Annotated in this window: 16 protein-coding genes, 1 tRNA gene and 1 pseudogene; 12 read left to right on the forward strand and 6 right to left on the reverse strand. The window is 71.6% G+C overall.

The window, feature by feature from the left end:
* The first annotated feature begins 41 nt into the window (after window positions 1-41).
* The 3 genes from ABZY20_RS02230 (at window position 42) to ABZY20_RS02240 (ending at window position 3,294) form a co-directional block, all read left to right on the forward strand.
* Window positions 42-773, forward strand: coding sequence for an ABC transporter ATP-binding protein (locus ABZY20_RS02230; RefSeq protein WP_356435279.1), 732 nt, complete (start codon window positions 42-44; stop codon window positions 771-773).
* Window positions 774-785: 12 nt separating this feature from the next.
* Window positions 786-1,520, forward strand: a complete 735-nt coding sequence (locus tag ABZY20_RS02235; protein WP_356435282.1) for a VWA domain-containing protein — start codon at window positions 786-788, stop codon at window positions 1,518-1,520.
* Window positions 1,521-1,638: 118 nt separating this feature from the next.
* On the forward strand, window positions 1,639-3,294 hold the full coding sequence (locus ABZY20_RS02240; RefSeq protein ID WP_356435285.1) for a cytochrome bc complex cytochrome b subunit: 1,656 nt from the start codon (window positions 1,639-1,641) through the stop codon (window positions 3,292-3,294).
* Window positions 3,295-3,450: 156 nt separating this feature from the next.
* On the opposite strand, the gene ABZY20_RS02245 is transcribed toward ABZY20_RS02240, so the two are convergent.
* Window positions 3,451-4,335 carry a hypothetical protein gene (locus tag ABZY20_RS02245; RefSeq protein WP_356435287.1) on the reverse strand — a complete coding sequence of 295 codons (885 nt, stop codon included), beginning with the start codon at window positions 4,333-4,335 and terminating at the stop codon, window positions 3,451-3,453.
* Window positions 4,336-4,458: 123 nt separating this feature from the next.
* Here ABZY20_RS02245 and ABZY20_RS02250 point away from each other — a divergent pair, with 123 nt between their 5' ends.
* The 6 genes from ABZY20_RS02250 to ABZY20_RS02275 all read left to right on the forward strand — a co-directional run bounded on the left by ABZY20_RS02250 (window position 4,459) and on the right by ABZY20_RS02275 (window position 11,679).
* Entirely contained in the window at window positions 4,459-4,911 is a 453-nt protein-coding gene (locus ABZY20_RS02250) for a GNAT family N-acetyltransferase (RefSeq protein ID WP_356435290.1), read from the forward strand.
* 45 nt (window positions 4,912-4,956) lie between these two features.
* A complete protein-coding gene (locus tag ABZY20_RS02255) occupies window positions 4,957-5,307 on the forward strand; it encodes a chorismate mutase (protein WP_356435293.1) in 351 nt (116 codons plus the stop codon).
* A gap of 126 nt (window positions 5,308-5,433) precedes the next feature.
* A complete protein-coding gene (locus ABZY20_RS02260; protein WP_356435296.1) occupies window positions 5,434-5,991 on the forward strand; it encodes a response regulator in 558 nt (185 codons plus the stop codon).
* Between the two features lie 67 nt (window positions 5,992-6,058).
* Window positions 6,059-8,554 (forward strand): aminopeptidase N, encoded by a 2,496-nt coding sequence (pepN, locus tag ABZY20_RS02265; protein ID WP_356435299.1) that lies wholly within the window; start codon window positions 6,059-6,061, stop codon window positions 8,552-8,554.
* Between the two features lie 243 nt (window positions 8,555-8,797).
* Window positions 8,798-10,240 carry an aminotransferase class V-fold PLP-dependent enzyme gene (locus ABZY20_RS02270; RefSeq protein WP_356435302.1) on the forward strand — a complete coding sequence of 481 codons (1,443 nt, stop codon included), beginning with the start codon at window positions 8,798-8,800 and terminating at the stop codon, window positions 10,238-10,240.
* Entirely contained in the window at window positions 10,237-11,679 is a 1,443-nt protein-coding gene (locus ABZY20_RS02275) for a SidA/IucD/PvdA family monooxygenase (protein WP_356435305.1), read from the forward strand. The genes ABZY20_RS02270 and ABZY20_RS02275 overlap by 4 nt, the downstream gene beginning before the upstream one ends.
* A gap of 13 nt (window positions 11,680-11,692) precedes the next feature.
* Here the strand turns inward: ABZY20_RS02275 and ABZY20_RS02280 are convergent, their stop codons facing one another.
* On the reverse strand, window positions 11,693-13,498 hold the full coding sequence (locus ABZY20_RS02280) for a 5'-nucleotidase C-terminal domain-containing protein (RefSeq protein WP_356435307.1): 1,806 nt from the start codon (window positions 13,496-13,498) through the stop codon (window positions 11,693-11,695).
* A 163-nt stretch (window positions 13,499-13,661) separates the two neighbouring features.
* On the opposite strand from ABZY20_RS02280, the gene ABZY20_RS02285 reads away from it, so the two are divergent.
* Together ABZY20_RS02285 and pyk are read left to right on the forward strand one after the other, a co-directional pair.
* Window positions 13,662-14,381 (forward strand): SIMPL domain-containing protein, encoded by a 720-nt coding sequence (locus ABZY20_RS02285; protein WP_356435310.1) that lies wholly within the window; start codon window positions 13,662-13,664, stop codon window positions 14,379-14,381.
* Window positions 14,382-14,571: 190 nt separating this feature from the next.
* Window positions 14,572-15,993 carry a pyruvate kinase gene (pyk, locus tag ABZY20_RS02290; RefSeq protein ID WP_356435313.1) on the forward strand — a complete coding sequence of 474 codons (1,422 nt, stop codon included), beginning with the start codon at window positions 14,572-14,574 and terminating at the stop codon, window positions 15,991-15,993.
* Between the two features lie 7 nt (window positions 15,994-16,000).
* On the opposite strand, the pseudogene ABZY20_RS02295 reads toward pyk, so the two are convergent.
* Window positions 16,001-16,126: pseudogene (locus tag ABZY20_RS02295) on the reverse strand (transcriptional regulator); the annotation flags it as partial.
* 100 nt (window positions 16,127-16,226) lie between these two features.
* Window positions 16,227-16,301 (reverse strand) — tRNA-Leu (locus tag ABZY20_RS02300).
* A gap of 102 nt (window positions 16,302-16,403) precedes the next feature.
* Here ABZY20_RS02300 and ABZY20_RS02305 point away from each other — a divergent pair.
* Window positions 16,404-17,060, forward strand: coding sequence for a response regulator (locus ABZY20_RS02305; RefSeq protein ID WP_356435316.1), 657 nt, complete (start codon window positions 16,404-16,406; stop codon window positions 17,058-17,060).
* A 71-nt stretch (window positions 17,061-17,131) separates the two neighbouring features.
* Here the strand turns inward: ABZY20_RS02305 and ABZY20_RS02310 are convergent, their stop codons facing one another.
* Window positions 17,132-17,848, reverse strand: a complete 717-nt coding sequence (locus tag ABZY20_RS02310) for an ABC transporter ATP-binding protein (RefSeq protein ID WP_356435318.1) — start codon at window positions 17,846-17,848, stop codon at window positions 17,132-17,134.
* A complete protein-coding gene (locus ABZY20_RS02315) occupies window positions 17,845-18,708 on the reverse strand; it encodes an ABC transporter ATP-binding protein (protein ID WP_356435321.1) in 864 nt (287 codons plus the stop codon). The genes ABZY20_RS02310 and ABZY20_RS02315 overlap by 4 nt, the downstream gene beginning before the upstream one ends.
* Between the last annotated feature and the right edge of the window lie 2 nt (window positions 18,709-18,710).

Below are 18,710 nucleotides of genomic sequence, written 5' to 3' on the forward strand. Positions count from 1 at the left end.
CGCTCTTGACCGTCCGGATCGGTTCCGTATGGGATGCGGTGATGACCGAGAACACCCGCCCGGGATCCGGTGCCGCCCTCGCCGCCGGCGCCGTCGAGGAGCCGATGCTGCGCGTGGAGGACCTGCACCACTCCTACGGCACCGGCGCCGCCGCCGTGCACGCGTTGCGCGGAGCCTCCTTCACCGTCCGGCGCGGTGAACTGGTCGCCTTGAAGGGCCGCTCGGGCTCCGGCAAGACGACGCTGCTCCACATGATCGGGGGCCTCGACGTGCCGCGCGGCGGCCGGGTCGTCCTGGACGGCACCGACCTGTCGGCGCTGAGCGAGAGCGAGCTGCTGGAACTGCGCCGGGACCGGATCGGTTTCGTCTTCCAGTCCTTCGGGCTCATCCCCATCCTCAGCGCCGCCGAGAACGTCGGCGTGCCGCTGCGGCTGCGCCGGGCCGAGCCGCGCGCACGCGACGAGCGGGTGGCGTTGCTGCTGGCCCTGGTGGGGCTCACCGGGCACGAGGCGCAACGGCCCGCCGAGCTGTCCGGCGGGCAGCAGCAGCGGGTCGCCATCGCCCGGGCCCTCGCCAACCGCCCGGCCCTGCTGCTCGCCGACGAGCCGACCGGGCAGCTCGACGCCGCCACCGGCCTGGCCGTGATGGAACTGCTGCGCGCGGTCGTCCGCAGCGAGGGCGTCACGGCCCTCGTCGCCACCCACGACCCCCAACTCCTCGACCTGGCCGACCGGATGCTGGAACTGCGCGACGGAGTGGTGGCCCCGGGGTGAGAGGGTGGGGCCATGACCGCGATCAGTCTGCGCAAGGTCGAAGAGACCGCCCCCGCGCTGGTGAACCTCTACAAGACCGCCGGCGTCTCCCTCACGAAGCACGGCCTCGACGGACTCCGGGCCGCGGTCTACCTCGTGGTCGACTACTCCGGCTCGATGAAGCCCTACTACAAGGACGGCAGCGTGCAGGCGCTCGCCGACCGGGTGCTCGGGCTGTCGGCGCACCTCGACGACGACGGCACCGTGCCCGTGGTGTTCTTCTCCACGGACGTCGACGCCGAGACGGAGATCGCCCTGGCCGGCCACCAGGGGCGCATCGAGCGGATCGTCGCCGGGCTCGGGCACATGGGCAGGACCAGCTACCACCTGGCCATGGACGCCGTCATCGACCACTACCTCGACAGCGGCACGGCCGAGCCCGCCCTGGTCGTCTTCCAGACCGACGGCGGCCCGATCAACAAGCTCGCCGCGGAACGCTACCTCTGCAAGGCCGCCCGGCTCCCCCTGTTCTGGCAGTTCGTCGGCTTCGGCGACCCGCACAGCAAGCAGTTCGACTTCCTGCGCAGGCTCGACGAACTGCCCGTGCCCGGCAAGCGCGTCGTCGACAACGCCGGGTTCTTCCACGCGGGCGAGGACCCGCGGCGGGTCCCGGACGCGGAGCTGTACGACCGGCTGGTGGGGGAGTTCCCGACGTGGCTCGCCGCCGCCAGGGCCGAGGGCATCGTCCGGGATCCCGGCAGCCGCTGAGGCGCTCGCCCCCGCGGCCCAACCGTCCCGCCCCTTGGCCCAGCGGTCCCCCCGCCCCGTTTGCGCGGCCGCCGCACCGTGCCACGCTGGGAAGGATCCGACGGGGAGGCGACGACGCATGGGCGACGACGGCGCACGACGGGTGTACGGGGCGGCCTCCGCGCGCCGGGGGCCGGCCGCCGGCAAGGGCGAGAGGCTCGCCGACTGGGCGGACGGACGGCTCGGGCTCTACGCCCTGGCCAAGGCCAACATGCGCAAGGTCTTCCCGGACCACTGGTCGTTCATGCTGGGCGAGATCACGCTCTACAGCTTCGTCGTCCTGATCCTCACCGGGGTCTACCTCACCCTGTTCTTCGAACCGAGCATGCAGGAAGTCGTCTACAACGGCTCCTACACCGAACTCAACGGCGTGCTCATGTCCCGGGCGTTCGAGTCCACCCTGGACATCAGCTTCGACGTGCGCGGCGGGCTGCTGATCCGGCAGATCCACCACTGGGCGGCGCTGGTCTTCGTCACCGGCATGCTGGTGCACATGATGCGGGTGTTCTTCACGGGCGCCTTCCGCAAGCCGCGCGAGCTCAACTGGGTGTTCGGCTGGACCCTGCTGATGCTCGGCATCATCACCGGCCTGACCGGCTACTCCCTCCCCGACGACCTGCTGTCCGGCACCGGCATCCGCTTCGCGCACGGCGCGATCCTGTCGATCCCCCTCGTCGGGACGTACCTGGCGTTCTTCCTCTTCGGCGGGGAGTTCCCGGGCGACGACATCGTCTCGCGGCTCTTCCCGGTCCACGTGCTGCTGCTGCCCGGGATCATGCTCGGCCTGGTCGCCGCCCACCTGATCCTGGTCTTCTACCACAAGCACACCCAGTTCCCCGGCCCCGGCCGCAAGGAGCGCTCCGTCGTCGGCATGCCGTTCCTGCCGGTCTACATGGCCAAGGCAGGCGGGTTCTTCTTCCTCGTCTTCGGCCTCCTGACGATCATGGGCGCCATCGCCCAGATCAACCCCGTGTGGGCCTTCGGCCCCTACCGGCCCGACCTGGTCACCACCGGCGCCCAGCCCGACTGGTACCTCGGTTTCTCCGAGGGCCTGATCCGGGTGATGCCGGGATGGGAGATCAACCTGTGGGGCCACACCCTCGTGCTCGGCGTGTTCATCCCCTTCGCCCTCTTCCCGCTGATCCTGCTCGCCCTCGGCGTCTACCCCTTCGTCGAGGCGTGGATCACCGGCGACAAACGCGAGCACCACATCCTGGACCGGCCGCGCAACGCACCCGTGCGCACCGGCCTGGGCGTGGCCTGGCTGACCCTGTACGCGGTGCTGCTGATCGGCGGCGGCAACGACATCGTCGCCACCCATCTGCACCTGTCCATCAACGTGATCACCTGGTTCGTGCGGATCGGCGTCTTCGTGCTGCCGGTCGCCGCGTTCATCGTCACCAAGAAGATCTGCATGGGCCTGCAGCGCCGCGACCGGGCCAAGGTGCTGCACGGCAGGGAGACGGGCACCGTCAGACGGCTGCCCGACGGCGAGTACGTCGAGGTGCACGAGCCCCTCCCGCAGGCGCAGCTGTTCACCCTCACCCAGCACGAGCAGCCCCCGCCGTACCGGCTCGGGCCCGAGACCGACGCGCGGGGCGTCCGCCGCAGGGTCAAGCGGTCCGAACGGCTGCGCGCCCGCCTCGCGCACGCCATGTACGGGCCCGACGCGCGCATCGAGAAGCCGACGGTGGAGGAGTACCGGGAGATCACCAGCGGCGATCACCCCCACTGAGGCCCCGGGGCCGGCCGGAACACGCCCCGGACACACGGCCCGGCACCGCACCGGCACACGGCCCGGCGCCGCCCCGGACACACGGCCCGGCGCCGCACCGGCACACGCACCAGGCACACGGCCCGGCACCGCACCGGCACACGCCCCGGCGCCGCCCTACGTGTCGCACTCCAGCACGCTCCGGCACAGCGCGCACCGCGCCCGCACCCGCCCGCGCACCGGCACCCGGATCCGCTGATGGCACGTGGGGCAGGGGAACGACACCCGCAGCCCGTCCCCGTCCGGCGAGAACGCGTACCGCACCCCCGGCTGCGGCGGCCCCGCCACGGCGTGCCGCCGGTCCCGGGCGTACCGGCGCCGCCCCGCCCACCCCGCCGCCGTCAGCGGCGGCTGCTGCGCGTCCCGCCGGGCCAGCTCCCTGCCCTCGACGTACGCCGTGTACGCCTGCGGGCTGGTGAACCACGCCGACGGGTCCTCCCCGAACACCAGCGCCCGCTTGGCCAGCACGTACCCGAACTCCTCCGGCGTGAGGTACCCCAGCTTCTGCGACGACACCGCGTCCTGGCGGAAGGCGTCCAGCAGCAGCCACCCCGCGCCCAGGTACGCCGCCGCCGTGTCGGTGAGGATCTCGTTGTCCGGCACGCCCGGGAACGACAGGTCCAGACGGTGCAGGTACACATGGGTCACCTCATGGGCGAGCGCCGCCCCGATGTCCCGCCGATGCGTACGGAACCGGTCGTTCAGCTCCACGAAGTACTCCGGCCCGGCGGCGAGCTCCACGTTCGCCGCGTGCCGCATCCGGCGGAAGCCCACGATCAGCCGGGCGTCGGGCAGCCGGTAGTGCCGCACCAGCTCGTGCGCCACCCGCTGCGCCCCCAGATACAGGTCGTCCGTGTCGCAGAAGGCCACGTCGGCGGGGAGCACACTGACCGGGAACGTGTGGATCGTGTCGTACGACAGCCGCCTGTACAGCGCCGTGATGGCGGCCCGCACCGTCTCCAGATGCGGGAAGCCGTGCTCGACCGGCCCGTCGTTCGCCACGCGTCACCCCCAGGACGCCCTGAACCCGCTTCCACTGTACGAGCGCCTGGCCCACGGCGGACGGCCCCGGACGCGGCGAAAAGCGGTCGCCGGTGCCCGCGGGCGCTGGCACAATCCGGGCCCGTGACCGGTGAACCAGGCCCCGCCGCCGCCTCACTGCGGGTGGGCGGCCGCGACGACGACCTCGACCGGCGGCTCGACGACGAGCTGACCGCGTACAACACCGCCGCCGCCGGCGGCGCCACCCCCGAGCCCCTCTCGGTCCGCGTCACCGACGAGGCGGGCGAACTGCTGGGCGGGCTCACCGCATGGACCTGGGGCACCCTGTGCTCGGTCGACATGCTGTGGGTGCGCGGCGACCAGCGGCACGCCGGCTGGGGCAGCCGCCTGATGCGCGCCGCCGAGGACGAGGCCCTCCGGCGCGGCTGCACCGACATGATCGTCTCCACGTACACCTTCCAGGCGCCCGGTTTCTACCCGCGGCTCGGCTACCGGGAACGGGCCCGCATCCAGGGCGTGCCCGGCGGGCACGAGGACGTGTACTTCCACAAGCGGCTCGGTTCGGCCGAGGTGTGAGACGGCCCCCTGCCGGCCGCCCCGACCCCCGTAGGCTGACGCCCCATGACCACCAGCAACACCGGTACCGACGACGTCGCCCCCGCCGTCCGCGAGGAGCTCGCCCGGCTGCGCGACAGCATCGACAACATCGACGCGGCCGTCGTCCACATGCTCGCCGAGCGCTTCAAGTGCACCCAGCAGGTCGGCCACCTCAAGGCCGAGCACCAGCTGCCGCCCGCCGACCCGGCCCGCGAGGCCCGCCAGATCGCCCGGCTGCGCGCGCTCGCCGAGAACGCCAAACTCGACCCGGCGTTCGCGGAGAAGTTCCTCAACTTCATCGTGGCCGAGGTCATCCGCCACCACGAGCGCATCGCCGACCGGACACTGGGCGGCACCGCGGCCGACAGCGGCTGACCACGGGGGAGTGACACGGCGGCCCGCGCGCGGCATGCTGCGCTGAGCACAGCATGTCAGCTGACGAGCACTGCGCGTCAGCGTCCCGGACTACTCTGGTCCTCCACGAGGGAGGGGCGTCGGGCCATGCCGTCGGATACCAGGATCCTCATCGTCGACGACCACGAGGACACGCTGTACGCACTGGAGAGCGCCCTGGCCCCGCTGGGCCACCGGATCGACCGGGCCACCAGCGGAGACCAGGCGCTCAAACAGCTCCTGCGCGGGCAGGTCGGCCTGCTCCTGCTCGACGTGCGCATGCCCGGCGTCAGCGGCCTGGAGGTCGTGCGCTACATGCGGCGCGTCGAACAGACCCAGCACATTCCGGTCATCCTGCTGACCGGTTTCGGTGCCGACCACGACCTGACCACCGCCGCCTTCCGCCTCGGCGTCGCCGACCTCCTGCTGAAACCCGTGGACCCCTGGGCGCTGCGCACCAAGGTCCGCTACCTCTTCGACGCCCACCGCCGCCGCCTCGCCCTGGAGCAGGAGGTGCGCCGGCTGCGCGCCCTCGTCCGCGAACGGGAGCACGCCGAGACCGCCGCACACCCCCCGCGCCCCGCGCTGCCGCACCCGGACGCGCACGTGCCGGCCCAGCGCCCCGCGGGGGCGCACGCCGGGGAGCTCGAAAAGGACCGCACCTAGGGCGGACATTGCGCACGTACCGATCCGCCTCTGTGCCTTGCCGACACCATCAGGCAGCATGTCACGCATGTCCGTACTGACGCGCGACGAAGCGCAGACCCGAGCACAGCTCATCGACGTCCACCGCTACGCCATCGAACTCGACCTGACCGGCGGTGACGAGACCTTCGACTCCCGCACCCTGATCAGGTTCGGCGCCCGCACGGACGGCGACACCTTCGTCGAGGTCAAGCCCGCCGAGCTGCGCTCCGTCACCCTCGACGGACAGCCCCTGGACCCGGACACCCTCGACGGCAACCGGCTGCCGCTCACCCACCTCACCGCCGGCGAGCACGAACTGCGCGTGCACGCCCGGATGCGCTACTCCCGCACCGGCGAGGGCATGCACCGCTTCACCGACCCCACCGACGGCGAGACCTACGTCTACACCCAGCTGTTCCTGGACGACGTGCAGCGCGTCTTCGCCGCCTTCGACCAGCCCGACCTCAAAGCCGTCTTCGAGCTGTCCGTGAAGGCACCGGCCGGCTGGACCGTCCTCGCCAACGGCATCACCGAGCACACCGGGGACGGCCTGTGGAAGGCCGCCGAGACCCCCCTGATCCCCACCTACCTCGTCGCCGTCGCCGCCGGCCCCTGGCACTCCGTGCGCACCGAGCACCGCGGCCTGCCCTTCGGCCTGCACTGCCGCCGCTCCCTCGCGCCCCACCTCGACGCGGACGCCGAGGAACTCCTCGACATCATGCGCGCCTGCTTCGACCGCTACCACGAGAAGTTCGACGAGCCCTACCCGTTCGACTCCTACGACCAGGCCTTCGTCCCCGAGTTCAACGCGGGCGCCATGGAGAACCCCGGACTGGTCACCTTCCGCGACGAGTTCGTCTACCGCTCCGCCGTCACCGACACCGAGCGGCAGACCCGCGCCATGGTCATCGCCCACGAGATGGCCCACATGTGGTTCGGCGACCTCGTCACCCTGCGGTGGTGGGACGACATCTGGCTCAACGAGTCCTTCGCCGAGTACATGGGCTACCAGACCCTCACCGAAGCCACCCGCTTCACCGACACCTGGACCGACTTCGGCGTCACCCGCAAAGCCTGGGGCTACGACGCCGACCAGCGCCCCTCCACCCACCCCGTCGCCCCCGAGGCCGTCGACGACACCGCCTCCGCGCTGCTCAACTTCGACGGCATCTCCTACGCCAAGGGCGCCAGCGCCCTGCGCCAGCTCGTGGCCTGGCTCGGCGAGAAGGACTTCCTCGCCGGCATCAACACCCACTTCACCCGGCACAAGTTCGCCAACGCCACCCTCGCCGACTTCATCGACTCCCTCGCCGCCGCCACCGACCGCGACGTCCACGCCTGGGCCGAGGCCTGGCTGCGCACCACAGGCGTCGACACCCTCACCCCGCACCTCGCCCCCGGCGAGCACGGCATCTGCGCCCTCACCGTCGACCGCGCCGGCAGCCGCCCGCACCGCATCGCCGTCGGCCTCTACGACCGCGACCTCGGCGACGACGGCGGCCAGCTCGTGCTGCGCGACCGCGTCCACCTGGACCTGCCGCAGGACGGCTCCCAGCCCGTCGGCAAGCGCCCGGCCCTGCTCCTCCTCAACGACGGCGACCTCAGCTACGCCAAGGTCCGCTTCGACCCCGAGTCCTTCGAGACCGTCCGCAAGGACCTGTCCGGCCTGCCCGCGCCGCTCACCCGCGCGGTCGTCTGGAACGCCCTGCGCGACGCCGTCCGCGACGGTGAACTCGCCCCCGGCGCCTACCTGGAGACCGCCCGGGCCCATCTGCCGCTGGAGACGGACCTCGCCGTCGTCCAGGGCGTGCTCGCCTTCGCGTCCGCCCAGATCGCCGGCCGGTACACCGTCCCCGAGGAGCGGCCCGCCGCCCTGGCCACCCTCACCGAGCTGTGCCGCGACCTGATCCGCCGCACCGAGGACGGCGACCACCCCGGCCTGCGGCTGATCGCCGTACGCCACCGCATCGACGCCGCCGCCCACCCCGACACCATCGCCGCCTGGCTCGCCGACGGCACCGTGCCCGGCGGCCCGGAGCTCGACCCCGAGCTGCGCTGGCGCGTCCTCGCCCGGCTCGCCGTCCTCGGCGCGACCGACGAGGCCGCCATCGCCGCCGAACTGGAACGCGACCCGAGCGCCACCGGCCAGGAGGGCGCCGCCCGCTGCCGGGCCGCCCTGCCCGACCCGGAGGCCAAGGCACGCGCCTGGGAGGCCATGTTCGTCTCCGACGAGCTGTCCAACTACCTCTTCACCGCCACCGCCCGGGGCTTCTGGCAGCCCGAGCAGGCCGACCTGGTCCGCGCGTACGTGCCGCGCTACTTCGCCGACGCGGTCGCCGTCGCCGCCCGGCGCGGCCCCGCCATCGCCGAGGCGGCCGGCACCTGGGCCTTCCCCGCCCACGCCGTCGACACCGGCACCCTCCGCCTCGGCCGGGAGTGCCTGCGCGACGCCGACCCGATCCCCGCGCTGCGCCGCAGGCTCGTCGATCAACTGGACGATCTGGAAAGGGCGTTGCGGGTCCAGGGGGCCGGGGAGGAGTAGGGCGCACGGGCGGCCTCGGGGCGGTTTGAGAGGGACTGCGGGGCGGGCTGAGGGGGACTTCAGGGTGGCCTGAGCGGGACTTCCTGGCGGCCTGAGGGGGCCGGGGTCCGAAGGGCTCCGCCGGGGAGGAAGGGGAGGGCGGAGCAGGCGACCCCGGCCGGATTCCCCGGACGGAGGTACCTCCGTCCCCCTCCGGTCGTTGGGCTGTTCGGGCGTACCGCCCCGCGCCCCGGAGGTCAGCCCATGAGCACACCGCCCCTCGCCTCAGGTCCCGAAGGCCCGCGCGCCCTGCGGCCGTTGCTCGACGCCGTGCTCGAAGCGCTGGAGGCCGGCGCCCGGGCCCGCGGCGGGCCGCTGCCGGCGGGCGGGCCGGACGCGGTCGCCGCGCGGCTGCGCGAGGCGGCCGGGGAGATCCTCCCCGACCTCGGCCACCCGCACGCCGTACGCACCCTGGTCCGGGCCTTCGCCGAAGGCGCCGCCGACCCGGCCGACCCCCTGTGCGCGGCCCACCTGCACTGCCCGCCCCTGGCCGTCGCCACCGCCGCCGACCTGGCGGCCTCCGCCCTCAACCCGTCCCTCGACTCCTGGGACCAGGCGCCGGCCGCGTCGGAACTGGAGGCGATGGTCGCGGCGGCGCTGGCCCGGGAGATCTACGGCCCCGGGGCGGCGCACCCGCCCGCGCCCCCCGCACCTACCGCCGCCCCCGGCCCGCTCGCCCCCGACTGCCTCGTCACCACCGGCGGCACCGAGGCCAACCAACTCGCCCTGCTCCTCGCCCGGGAGGCGCACGGCGGCACCGTCCGGCTCGTCGTCGGGGCCAACGCCCACCACTCGCTGCCGCGCGCCGCCTGGCTGCTCGGTCTGCCCCAGCCCGCCGTCGTACCCGCCCCGCGCGGCACACTCGACCCCGCCGCGCTCGACGAGACCCTCACCCGCCTGACCGGCCCCCTCCTCGTCGCCGCCACCGCGGGCACCACCGACGCCGGGCTCATCGACCCACTGCCCGCGATCGCCGCCCGCTGCGCGGCCCACGGCACCCGGCTGCACATCGACGCCGCCTACGGCGGAGGCCTCCTGTTCAGCGACCGGCACCGCACCCTGCTCACCGGACTCGACGCCGCCGACACCGTCACCCTCGACCTGCACAAACTCGGATGGCAGCCGGTCGCCGCCGGTCTCCTCGCGGTCAGGGACCCCCGCGACCTCACCGCCCTGCGGCAGCGCGCCGACTACCTCAACGCCGCCGACGACACCGAAGCCGGCCTGCCGGACCTGCTCGGCCGGTCCCTGCGCACCACCCGCCGCCCCGACGTCCTCAAACTCGCCGTCACCCTCAAGACCCTCGGCCGCCGGGGACTCGGCGCGCTCGTCGACCGGGTCTGCGCCCACGCCCGGCAGTTCGCCGCCCTCGTCCGCGAACACCCCGGCTTCGACCTGTACGCCCCGCCCGTGATCAGCACGGTCCTGTTCCGGCCCGCGGGCGCCACCGACGCCGCCGTGGCCGCCGTACGCCGCGCGCTCCTCACCGACGGGCGAGCCGTCCTCGGCCGGGCCCGCCCCGACGGCCGGCTCTGGCTCAAGGCCACCCTCCTCAACCCCGCCACCGACCCCGACGACCTGGCCGCCCTGCTGCACCTCGTGGCAGCGCGCCGAGCGACACTCGTGGAAGGACACACCCCCCGATGAACCACGCCCCCACACCCGGCCGCACCCCCGCCCCCCACCCGCACCACGAGCCCGACGCCCCGCGCGACCTCGTCGGCGTCGGCATCGGCCCCGCCAACCTCTCCCTCGCCGCGCTCGCCCAGCCCCTCGGCGACCTCGACGCCGTCTTCTACGACCAGCGCCCCGCCTTCGGCTGGCACAGCGGCCTGCTCATCGAGGGCGCCACCCTCCAGGTCCCCTTCCTCGCCGACCTGGTGACCCTAGCCGACCCCGCCAGCCCGTGGACCTTCCTCAACTACCTCAGGTCCCGCGAGCGGCTCTTCCCGTTCTACTTCGCCGAGCGCTTCCACATCCAGCGCGCCGAGTACGACGCCTACTGCCGCTGGGTCTCCGAGAGCCTCCCCGGCCTCCACTACGGCCACCAGATCGACGCCGTCCGCTGGAACCCCGAACGCGACGTCTTCGAGGTCGACTTCACCCAGCTCGACGCCGACGGCGAAGCCGAGGCCCTCGGCCGGACCCACACCCGCAACGTCGTCCTCGGCATCGGCACCGAGCCGTACGTCCCCGACCCCCTCAGGCCCCTCGCCGAGGCACCCGGCGTGCCCGTCGTGCACGCCGCCGACTACCTCGACCACCGCGCCGCCCTGCTCACCGCAGGGCACGTCACCGTCGTCGGCATCGGGCAGTCCGGCGCCGAGATCTTCCTCGACCTGCTGCGCAACCGGCCCGCCGGACGCGAGAAACTGCACTGGCTGGGCCGCACGGAGGCGTTCGCGCCCATGGAGTACTCCAAGCTCGGCCTGGAGCACTTCACCCCCGACCACACCCGCTACTTCCACGCCCTGCCCGAGTCCGCCCGCGACCGGCTCGTCGCCGGGCAGTGGCAGCTCCACAAGGGCATCGACGCCGGCACCATCGCCGCCATCCACGACGAGCTCTACCGCCGCACCCTGCACGGCGGCTGGCCCGACGCCGTCCTCACCCCCGGCGTCCACGTCCGCACGGCCGGCCGGATCGCCACGACCCAGGTGGAACTGCACCTGGAACACGGCCGGCAGGACAGCCGCTCCCGCCTCACCACCGACGCCGTCGTCCTCGCCACCGGCTACCGCGAACGGCCCCTGGACCGGATCCTCGCCGGCCTCGACCCCTACATGCGCCGCGACAACAGCGAACGCCCCCGCATCGACGAGGACTACCGGCTCGTCCTGGACCCGTCCGTCAGCGGCTCGGTGTACGTCCAGAACGCCGAGACCCACACCCACGGTGTCGGCGCCCCCGACCTCGGCCTCGCCGCCTGGCGCAGCGCGATCATCCTCAACTCCCTGACCGGCAGGGAGGCGTACGGACTCCCGCGCCGCACCGCCTTCACCACCTTCGGCCTCACCCGGCGGCCGCACGTGCCGGCACCCCGTGAGGCACCGGCACTGACCCCGCTCGTCGACGACCGCAGGTGACGGGACCCGCGCCTCAGAAGACCGGCGTGCCCTCCCGCGTGAGCCTCCAGTCCACCGCGGCGAACTCGGCCGGGTCGATCGCCCCCTTCGCCGTCACCCAGGCGATCATGGTGTTGCGGATCTCGTCCGAGTTCGACCACAGCAGCGGGGCGGCGGCGACGTGCGGGAAGTTGCCGCCCCCGTTGGCCCGGTAGTTGTTCACCGCGAACACGAACCGCGCGTCGTCCGCGAGCGGCTGCCCCTCGAACCGCACGTCCGTCACCCGCGACCCGGCCGGCTTCGCGATGTCGATCTCGTACGACAGTCCGCTCACCACGTCGTAGTTGTAGTCCGGCGTGCCGCCCGCGTTGGTCAGCTTCGCCGGGTCCACCGGCGCGCCCGGCGCGGTCTGCACGAAGTAGTTCGCCGAGAACTCCAGGTACGCCTTCATCTGGGCACCCGTCATCAGACGCGCCTCCAGCGTGTTCTCGAAGACGTACAGACCCGCCACGTCCCGGATCGTCACCTCGCCCGCCGGGATCCGGGCACTGCGCGAGAAGCACGCCGCCTGCGACAGCACCGGCAGCGCGGCGTGCTCGGTGCCGGCCAGGGCCTGCTTCACCGTGTCCGCCTGGATGTGGTTGATCAGGTCGATGATCGGCACGTCCTTGTAGGGCGCCTCGGCCGACGTCATCTCCGCCGCGTTCGTGCCGATCACCTGGTTGACGTACGCCACGACCTTCTCGTGCTCGTCCGAGAGCAGCCGGGTGATCTTCGGGTCCTCGTCCACCGTGTTGGAGTTCAGGACCTTCGCGCCGACCTTGTCGACCTTCCAGCAGCCCTTCTCCCAGACCAGCTCGAAGTCGAACAGCGTCAGCCGCTGCCCCCACTTCAGCGGCTCCGACAGCACGACCTGCTTGCCGGTCTCCTTGTTCGTGACGAAGTACTCGGGGATCTCCGTGTGCGCGTGCCCGACCAGGATCGCGTCGATGCCCGGCACCTGCTCGGCCACCAGACCCGCCGCGTTCTCGATGTACGGCAGCTGGTCACCGTAGGACGACGTGCCCGACGAGCCGCTGTGCGCCGAGACGATGACGACGTCCGCGCCCATCGACCGCAGCTTCGGCACCCACTTCGCCGCCTGCTCCTCCAGGCCCGGGAACGTCATCTTCCCCTGCACGTTCGCCTTGTCCCAGATCGCGATGCCCGGGTTGGTCAGCCCCAGCACCGCCACCTTCACGTCCCGCCCGAACGGCGTGCGCAGCCGGTGCATGCTGTACGGCGCGAACGCCGGGCGCAGCGTCTTCGCGTCCAGCGCGTTGGCGCCCAGCAGCGGGAAACGGCACTGCTGCTCGAACTTGCGCAGCACCGGGATGCCGTAGTTGAACTCGTGGTTGCCGAGCGCCGCCGCGTCGTAGTCCATCGCGTTCATCGCCTGCGCCATCGGGTGCACCGGGCCGCCCTCGGCGGTGATCGGGTCGACCTTGGCGTAGTAGTACGACAGCTGCGTGCCCTGGATCGTGTCGCCCGCGTCGATGAGCAGCGTGTTGCGGCGGCCCTTCTCCTCGCGCACCCGGTTCACCAGGGTCGAGACCTTCGCCAGGCCGACGTCGTTGTGGGCCTTGTCGTCGAACTCCTTGTCCGTGAAGTAGTCCCAGTTGAAGACGTTGCCGTGCAGGTCCGTCGTCCCCATCACGGTGAACGCGTACCGCTTCGCGGGCCGCTGCCCGCCCCGCGCCTCGGCCGCCTCGGCACCCGGCGCCCCGACCGCACCGGCCAGCGCCACCCCCGCCCCGGTCACGGCGGACTTCTCCAGGAACTTCCGGCGGTTCAACGGCATGTCGGGCTCTCCTCGCGGAATCTGTGAACGACGCGCGTAGATAACGCGCGTAGATTCTGACCCGGTCATGACCGGCCGCAACAGACCCGGCAGGTTGCGATCTGATGACTCGAACCCCCAACTCCGCATCCCGCGACGGCCAAGAGCTGACAGAGTGGGGCGTATGACCGCGCCCTCCGCAGACCCCTCCCCGCCCGCCGTCCCCTACGGCACCCCCGACGCCCCCCGCATAGCCGTCCGCGGCGAGGCCCGCCTCGAAGTCGACCCCGAGATCGCCCGCATCGGCATCACCGTCACCGCCCGCGGCCGCGACCGCCGCTCCGCCCTCGACGACCTCACCCGCCGCAACGCCGGCGTCCTCGACCTGGTCAAGTCCTACGGCGACGCCGTCGAACGCCTGGAGACCGGCGCCTTCTCCATCACCCCCGAACTCACCAAACACGGCCGGGGCGAACGCGTCCGCACCTACCACGGCAGTGTCCACGTCACCGCCGAACTCACCGACTTCACCAGCCTCGGCGAACTCACCACCCGCCTCGCCGACCTCGACCTCACCCGCGTCGACGGCCCCTGGTGGGCCCTGCGCCCCGACTCGCCCGCCCACCGCGAAGCCCGCAAGAAGGCCGTGCACGAAGCCGTCCAGCGCGCCCGCGAATACGCCGACGCCCTCGGCACCACCCTCTCCGCCCTGGTCGAACTCGCCGACATCGGCGCCGAGAACAGCCCACCGCTCCACCCCCAGGCCCCCGGCCGTGCCCGCTCCCTGTCCTACGCCGGAGCCCCCGCCGAGACCATCGCCGCCCCCCTCGACCTCGAACCCCAGCGCCAGCGCGTCCACGCCCAGGTCAACGCCCGCTTCACGATGGTGCCGCCGCGGCTGTGAACCCCGTGCGGTGAAATCCGCGCGGTGACGTTCGCGCGGCGCATTCCGAAAACGCGACCGAATTCCCAGGTGCTCATCGGAGCGCGCCACCGCACAATTCAACACTTGTCCATAACGCTTCACCGAAAGTCTGTCGAGCGGTCACGCCCGGCCAATTCCCTACCCATCGGTAACTCATAGGCTCGGACTTATGCGCCGAGCAAAGATCGTCTGCACACTGGGGCCCGCCACCGAGACGTACGACCAGATCAAAGGCCTGGTCGACGCCGGAATGGACGTCGCCCGATTCAACCTCAGCCACGGCGGCCACGCCGAACACGAGGAGCGTTACCACCGGGTCCGGAAAGCCGCCGACGAGACCGGCCGCAGCGTCGGCACCCTCGCCGACCTCCAAGGCCCGAAAATCAGACTCGGCCGCTTCACCGAAGGACCCGTACTCCTCGAACGCGGCGACACCTTCACCCTCACCGTCGAAGAAGGCGTCGAAGGCGACCACGGCATCTGCGGCACCACCTACGCCGGCCTCGCCGACGACGTCACCACCGGCGAACGCATCCTCGTCGACGACGGCAAGGTCTGCCTCGAAGTCACCGCCGTCGACGGCCCCCGCGTCCACACCACCGTCGTCGAGGGCGGCGTCGTCTCCGACCACAAGGGCCTCAACCTCCCCGGAGCCGCCGTCTCCGTCCCCGCCCTGTCCAAGAAGGACGAGGACGACCTCCGCTGGGCCCTGCGCACCGGCTTCGACGTCATCGCCCTGTCCTTCGTCCGCACCGGCCGCGACATCCAGGACGTCCACCGCATCATGGACGAGGAGGGCCGCCGCCTCCCTGTCATCGCCAAGGTCGAAAAACCCCAGGCCGTCGAGAACATCGACGACATCGTCGCCGCGTTCGACGGCATCATGGTCGCCCGCGGGGACCTAGGCGTCGAAATGCCGCTGGAGCAGGTCCCCCTCGTCCAGAAGCGCGCGATCACCCTCGCCAGGCGCAACGCCAAACCGGTCATCGTCGCCACCCAGATGCTCGACTCGATGATCGACAACGCCCGGCCCACCCGCGCGGAGGCCTCCGACGTCGCCAACGCCGTCATCGACGGCACGGACGCGGTGATGCTCTCCGGCGAGACGAGCGTCGGCAAACACCCGACCGAGACGGTCCGCACCATGGCGCGCATCGTCGCGGCGGCGGAGGAGGACGTCCTGGCCAAGGGCCTGCCGCCGCTGACCGCACGCAACAAGCCCCGCACCCAGGGCGGAGCGGTGGCCCGGGCCGCCGCCGAGATCGGCGACTTCCTCGGCGCCCGCTTCCTGGTCGCCTTCACCCAGTCCGGCGACACCGCCCGCCGCCTGTCCCGCTACCGCTCGCCCATCCCGCTGCTGGCCTTCACCCCCGACCAGGCCACCCGCTCCCAGCTCGCCCTGACCTGGGGCGTGGAGACGTTCCTGGGCCCGTGCGTCGACTCCACGGACGCGATGGTCGGCCAGGTCGACGAACTGCTGCTCCGCCTCGGCCGCTGCGAGCCGGGCGACACGGTCGTCATCACCGCGGGCTCCCCACCCGGCGTCTCCGGCTCCACGAACATGGTCCGCGTCCACCGCATCGGCGAGTAGAACGCCATCAGTACTTGGGACCGACGTGGGCGTCCATGAGGGCCACGGAGGCTTTGCGGGCGATGGAGACGTTGCGTGCGTTCGCCTTCCTCCATTCGACGCCCACCCGGTCGAGTGCTGCGGTGAAGAGACGTCACTGGGAAAGCGCGTTCACGGCCACACAGCAGAAAGCGGATGCTCACGAGAACGTGGACATCCGCTGCGGAAGTGTGACCTTGGAAACCAAGGAAAAGTGCCCCGGGTCGGACTCGAACCGACACTGTATGGGTTTTGAATCCATTGCCTGCTGCCAATTGGGCTACCGGGGCCCGGTGAATCCAAGGTTGACCTCGACCCACTGCCTGACCACCATACCGCAGCTAGGTACGCTCTTGGGAGCAGTACCGGCCTGCCCCTACCAAGGAGCCCACGTGAGCGCCCCCGAGTCGCCCCAGCCTGTTGACGTGCCTGATGAGGACAAGTCGCACGTGCCTCCGATGACGACGCGGGTCGTCATCGCCGAGGACGAGGCGCTGATCCGGCTCGATCTCAAAGAGATGCTGGAGGAGGAGGGGTACACCGTCGTCGGTGAGGCCGGTGACGGTGAGCAGGCCGTGGAGCTGGCCCGTGAGCACCGCCCCGATCTGGTGATCCTGGACGTGAAGATGCCGAAGCTCGACGGCATCTCCGCGGCCGAGAAGATCGCCGAGGAGAGCATCGCGCCGGTGCTGATGCTGACCGCCTTCTCGCAGCGCGATCTGGTGGAGCGCGCCCGGGACGCCGGTGCCATGGCGTATCTGGTGAAGCCGTTCAGCAAGAGCGATGTGGTGCCGGCCATCGAGATGGCGGTTTCGCGGTTCACGGAGCTGAAGGAGCTGGAGAAGGAGGTCGCCGACCTCACGCTGCGGCTGGAGACGCGCAAGCTGGTGGACCGGGCGAAGTCGATCCTGCAGACGGAGTACGGTCTGACCGAGCCGGCCGCGTTCCGGTGGATCCAGAAGACGTCGATGGACCGCCGGATGTCGATGCAGCAGGTGGCCGAGGCGGTCATCCAGGACGCCGAGGAGAAGAAGGCCGGCAAGGGCTGACCCGTGACATGACCGAGGCCCGCGTCCCCCCGAGGGACGCGGGCCTCGCTCGTGTGCCGGGGTGAGGTGCCTCAGTCCTCGCCCAGGTACGCCTTGCGCACGGACTCGTCGTGCAGCAGGTCCTGCCCGGTCCCGGACAGCACGACGTTGCCGACCTCCATGACGTGGCCCTGGTCGGCGAGGGACAGCGCGGCCTGGGCGTTCTGCTCGACGAGGAGGATCGTCGTGCCCTGGGACTTCAGCTCCGAGATGGTCGCCATGATCTTCTGCATCATGATCGGGGAGAGGCCCATGGAGGGCTCGTCGAGCATGAGCAGCTTGGGCTGGGACATCAGGGCGCGGCCCATGGCGAGCATCTGCTGCTCGCCGCCGGAGAGGGTTCCGGCGGCCTGCTTGCGGCGTTCCCCGAGGATGGGGAAGAGGTCGTAGGCGCGCTGGATGTCCTTCTCGATGCCGTCCTTGTCCTTGCGGAGGAACGCTCCGAGCTGGAGGTTCTCCGCGATGGTGAGGCGGGGGAAGATGTGCCGGCCCTCGGGGGAGTGGGCGAGGCCGAGGGAGACGATCTTGTGGGCGGGGACGCCGTTGAGCGGCTTGCCGTCGAAGAGGATCTTCCCGGACGACGGCTTGAGCAGGCCCGACAGGGTGCGCAGTGTGGTCGTCTTGCCGGCGCCGTTGGTGCCGATGAGGGTGACGACCTGGCCGGCCTCGACGCTGAAGGAGATGCCCTTGACGGCTTCGATCTTGCCGTAGGCGACCCGGAGGTCTTCGACCTCGAGGAGTGCGGTCACTTGGCTTCTCCCTTGGTGCTGCTGGTGGTGCTGGGCGCTTCCGCGGCGGCTTCGGCGGCCTCGACCTCGGCGGCTTCGGCCTCGCCGGGGTCGCCTTCGAAGGGTTCGCCGAGGTAGGCGGCGACGACGCGCTCGTCGGCCTGGACGACGTCGGGGGTGCCCTCGACGAGCTTCTCGCCCTGGACGAGGACGGCGACGCGGTCGGAGAGGTTGAAGACGAAGCGCATGTCGTGCTCGATGAGCAGGACGGCGATGCCCTTGTCGCGGATGGCGAAGACGAGTTCCTCGGTGGCCCGGGTCTCCTGCGGGTTCATGCCGGCGGTGGGCTCGTCGAGGAGGAGCAGGCCGGGCTCGGAGGCCATGGCGCGTGCGATCTCGAGCTTGCGCTGCTCGCCGTAGGGGAGGTTGCGTGCGAGGTGGTCGCGCTTGTGGGCGAGGCCGATGAACTCGAGGAGTTCCATGGCGCGTTCCTCGCTGGCGCGTTCGGCCTTCTTGAAGCCGGGGCCGCGCAGGAGGGCCGACCAGAGGCCTTCCTTGGTGCGGGTGTGGCGGCCGACGAGCACGTTCTCCAGGACCGTCATGTTGGCGAACAGGCGGATGTTCTGGAAGGTGCGGGCGATGCCGGCCTGGGTGACCAGGTGGGGCTTGGGCGGGAGCACGGTGCCCTTGTAGGAGACGGTGCCCTCGGTGGGGACGTACAGGCCGGTCAGGCAGTTGAAGAAGGTGGTCTTGCCGGCGCCGTTGGGGCCGATGAGGCCGACGATCTCGCCGGCGTTGACCGTGAAGTCGACGGAGCGGACGGCGGTGAGGCCGCCGAAGCGCATCGTGACGTCGCGGGCTTCGAGTACAGGTGTCGTCATGG

The sequence above is a fragment of the Streptomyces sp. NPDC006624 genome, from assembly GCF_040611555.1.
Classification (GTDB): Bacteria; Actinomycetota; Actinomycetes; order Streptomycetales; family Streptomycetaceae; genus Streptomyces.

Excerpts from the sequence above, each read along its gene's own strand:
- ABZY20_RS02280 (WP_356435307.1), bottom strand. The coding sequence starts at position 13,498 with ATGCCGTTGAACCGCCGGAAGTTCCTGGAGAAGTCCGCCGTGACCGGG.
- ABZY20_RS02255 (WP_356435293.1), top strand. The coding sequence starts at position 4,957 with ATGACCACCAGCAACACCGGTACCGACGACGTCGCCCCCGCCGTCCGC.
- pyk (WP_356435313.1), top strand. The coding sequence starts at position 14,572 with ATGCGCCGAGCAAAGATCGTCTGCACACTGGGGCCCGCCACCGAGACG.
- ABZY20_RS02240 (WP_356435285.1), top strand. The coding sequence starts at position 1,639 with ATGGGCGACGACGGCGCACGACGGGTGTACGGGGCGGCCTCCGCGCGC.
- ABZY20_RS02275 (WP_356435305.1), top strand. The coding sequence starts at position 10,237 with ATGAACCACGCCCCCACACCCGGCCGCACCCCCGCCCCCCACCCGCAC.
- ABZY20_RS02230 (WP_356435279.1), top strand. The coding sequence starts at position 42 with ATGACCGAGAACACCCGCCCGGGATCCGGTGCCGCCCTCGCCGCCGGC.
- pepN (WP_356435299.1), top strand. The coding sequence starts at position 6,059 with ATGTCCGTACTGACGCGCGACGAAGCGCAGACCCGAGCACAGCTCATC.
- ABZY20_RS02285 (WP_356435310.1), top strand. The coding sequence starts at position 13,662 with ATGACCGCGCCCTCCGCAGACCCCTCCCCGCCCGCCGTCCCCTACGGC.
- ABZY20_RS02235 (WP_356435282.1), top strand. The coding sequence starts at position 786 with ATGACCGCGATCAGTCTGCGCAAGGTCGAAGAGACCGCCCCCGCGCTG.
- ABZY20_RS02270 (WP_356435302.1), top strand. The coding sequence starts at position 8,798 with ATGAGCACACCGCCCCTCGCCTCAGGTCCCGAAGGCCCGCGCGCCCTG.
- ABZY20_RS02315 (WP_356435321.1), bottom strand. The coding sequence starts at position 18,708 with ATGACGACACCTGTACTCGAAGCCCGCGACGTCACGATGCGCTTCGGC.
- ABZY20_RS02260 (WP_356435296.1), top strand. The coding sequence starts at position 5,434 with ATGCCGTCGGATACCAGGATCCTCATCGTCGACGACCACGAGGACACG.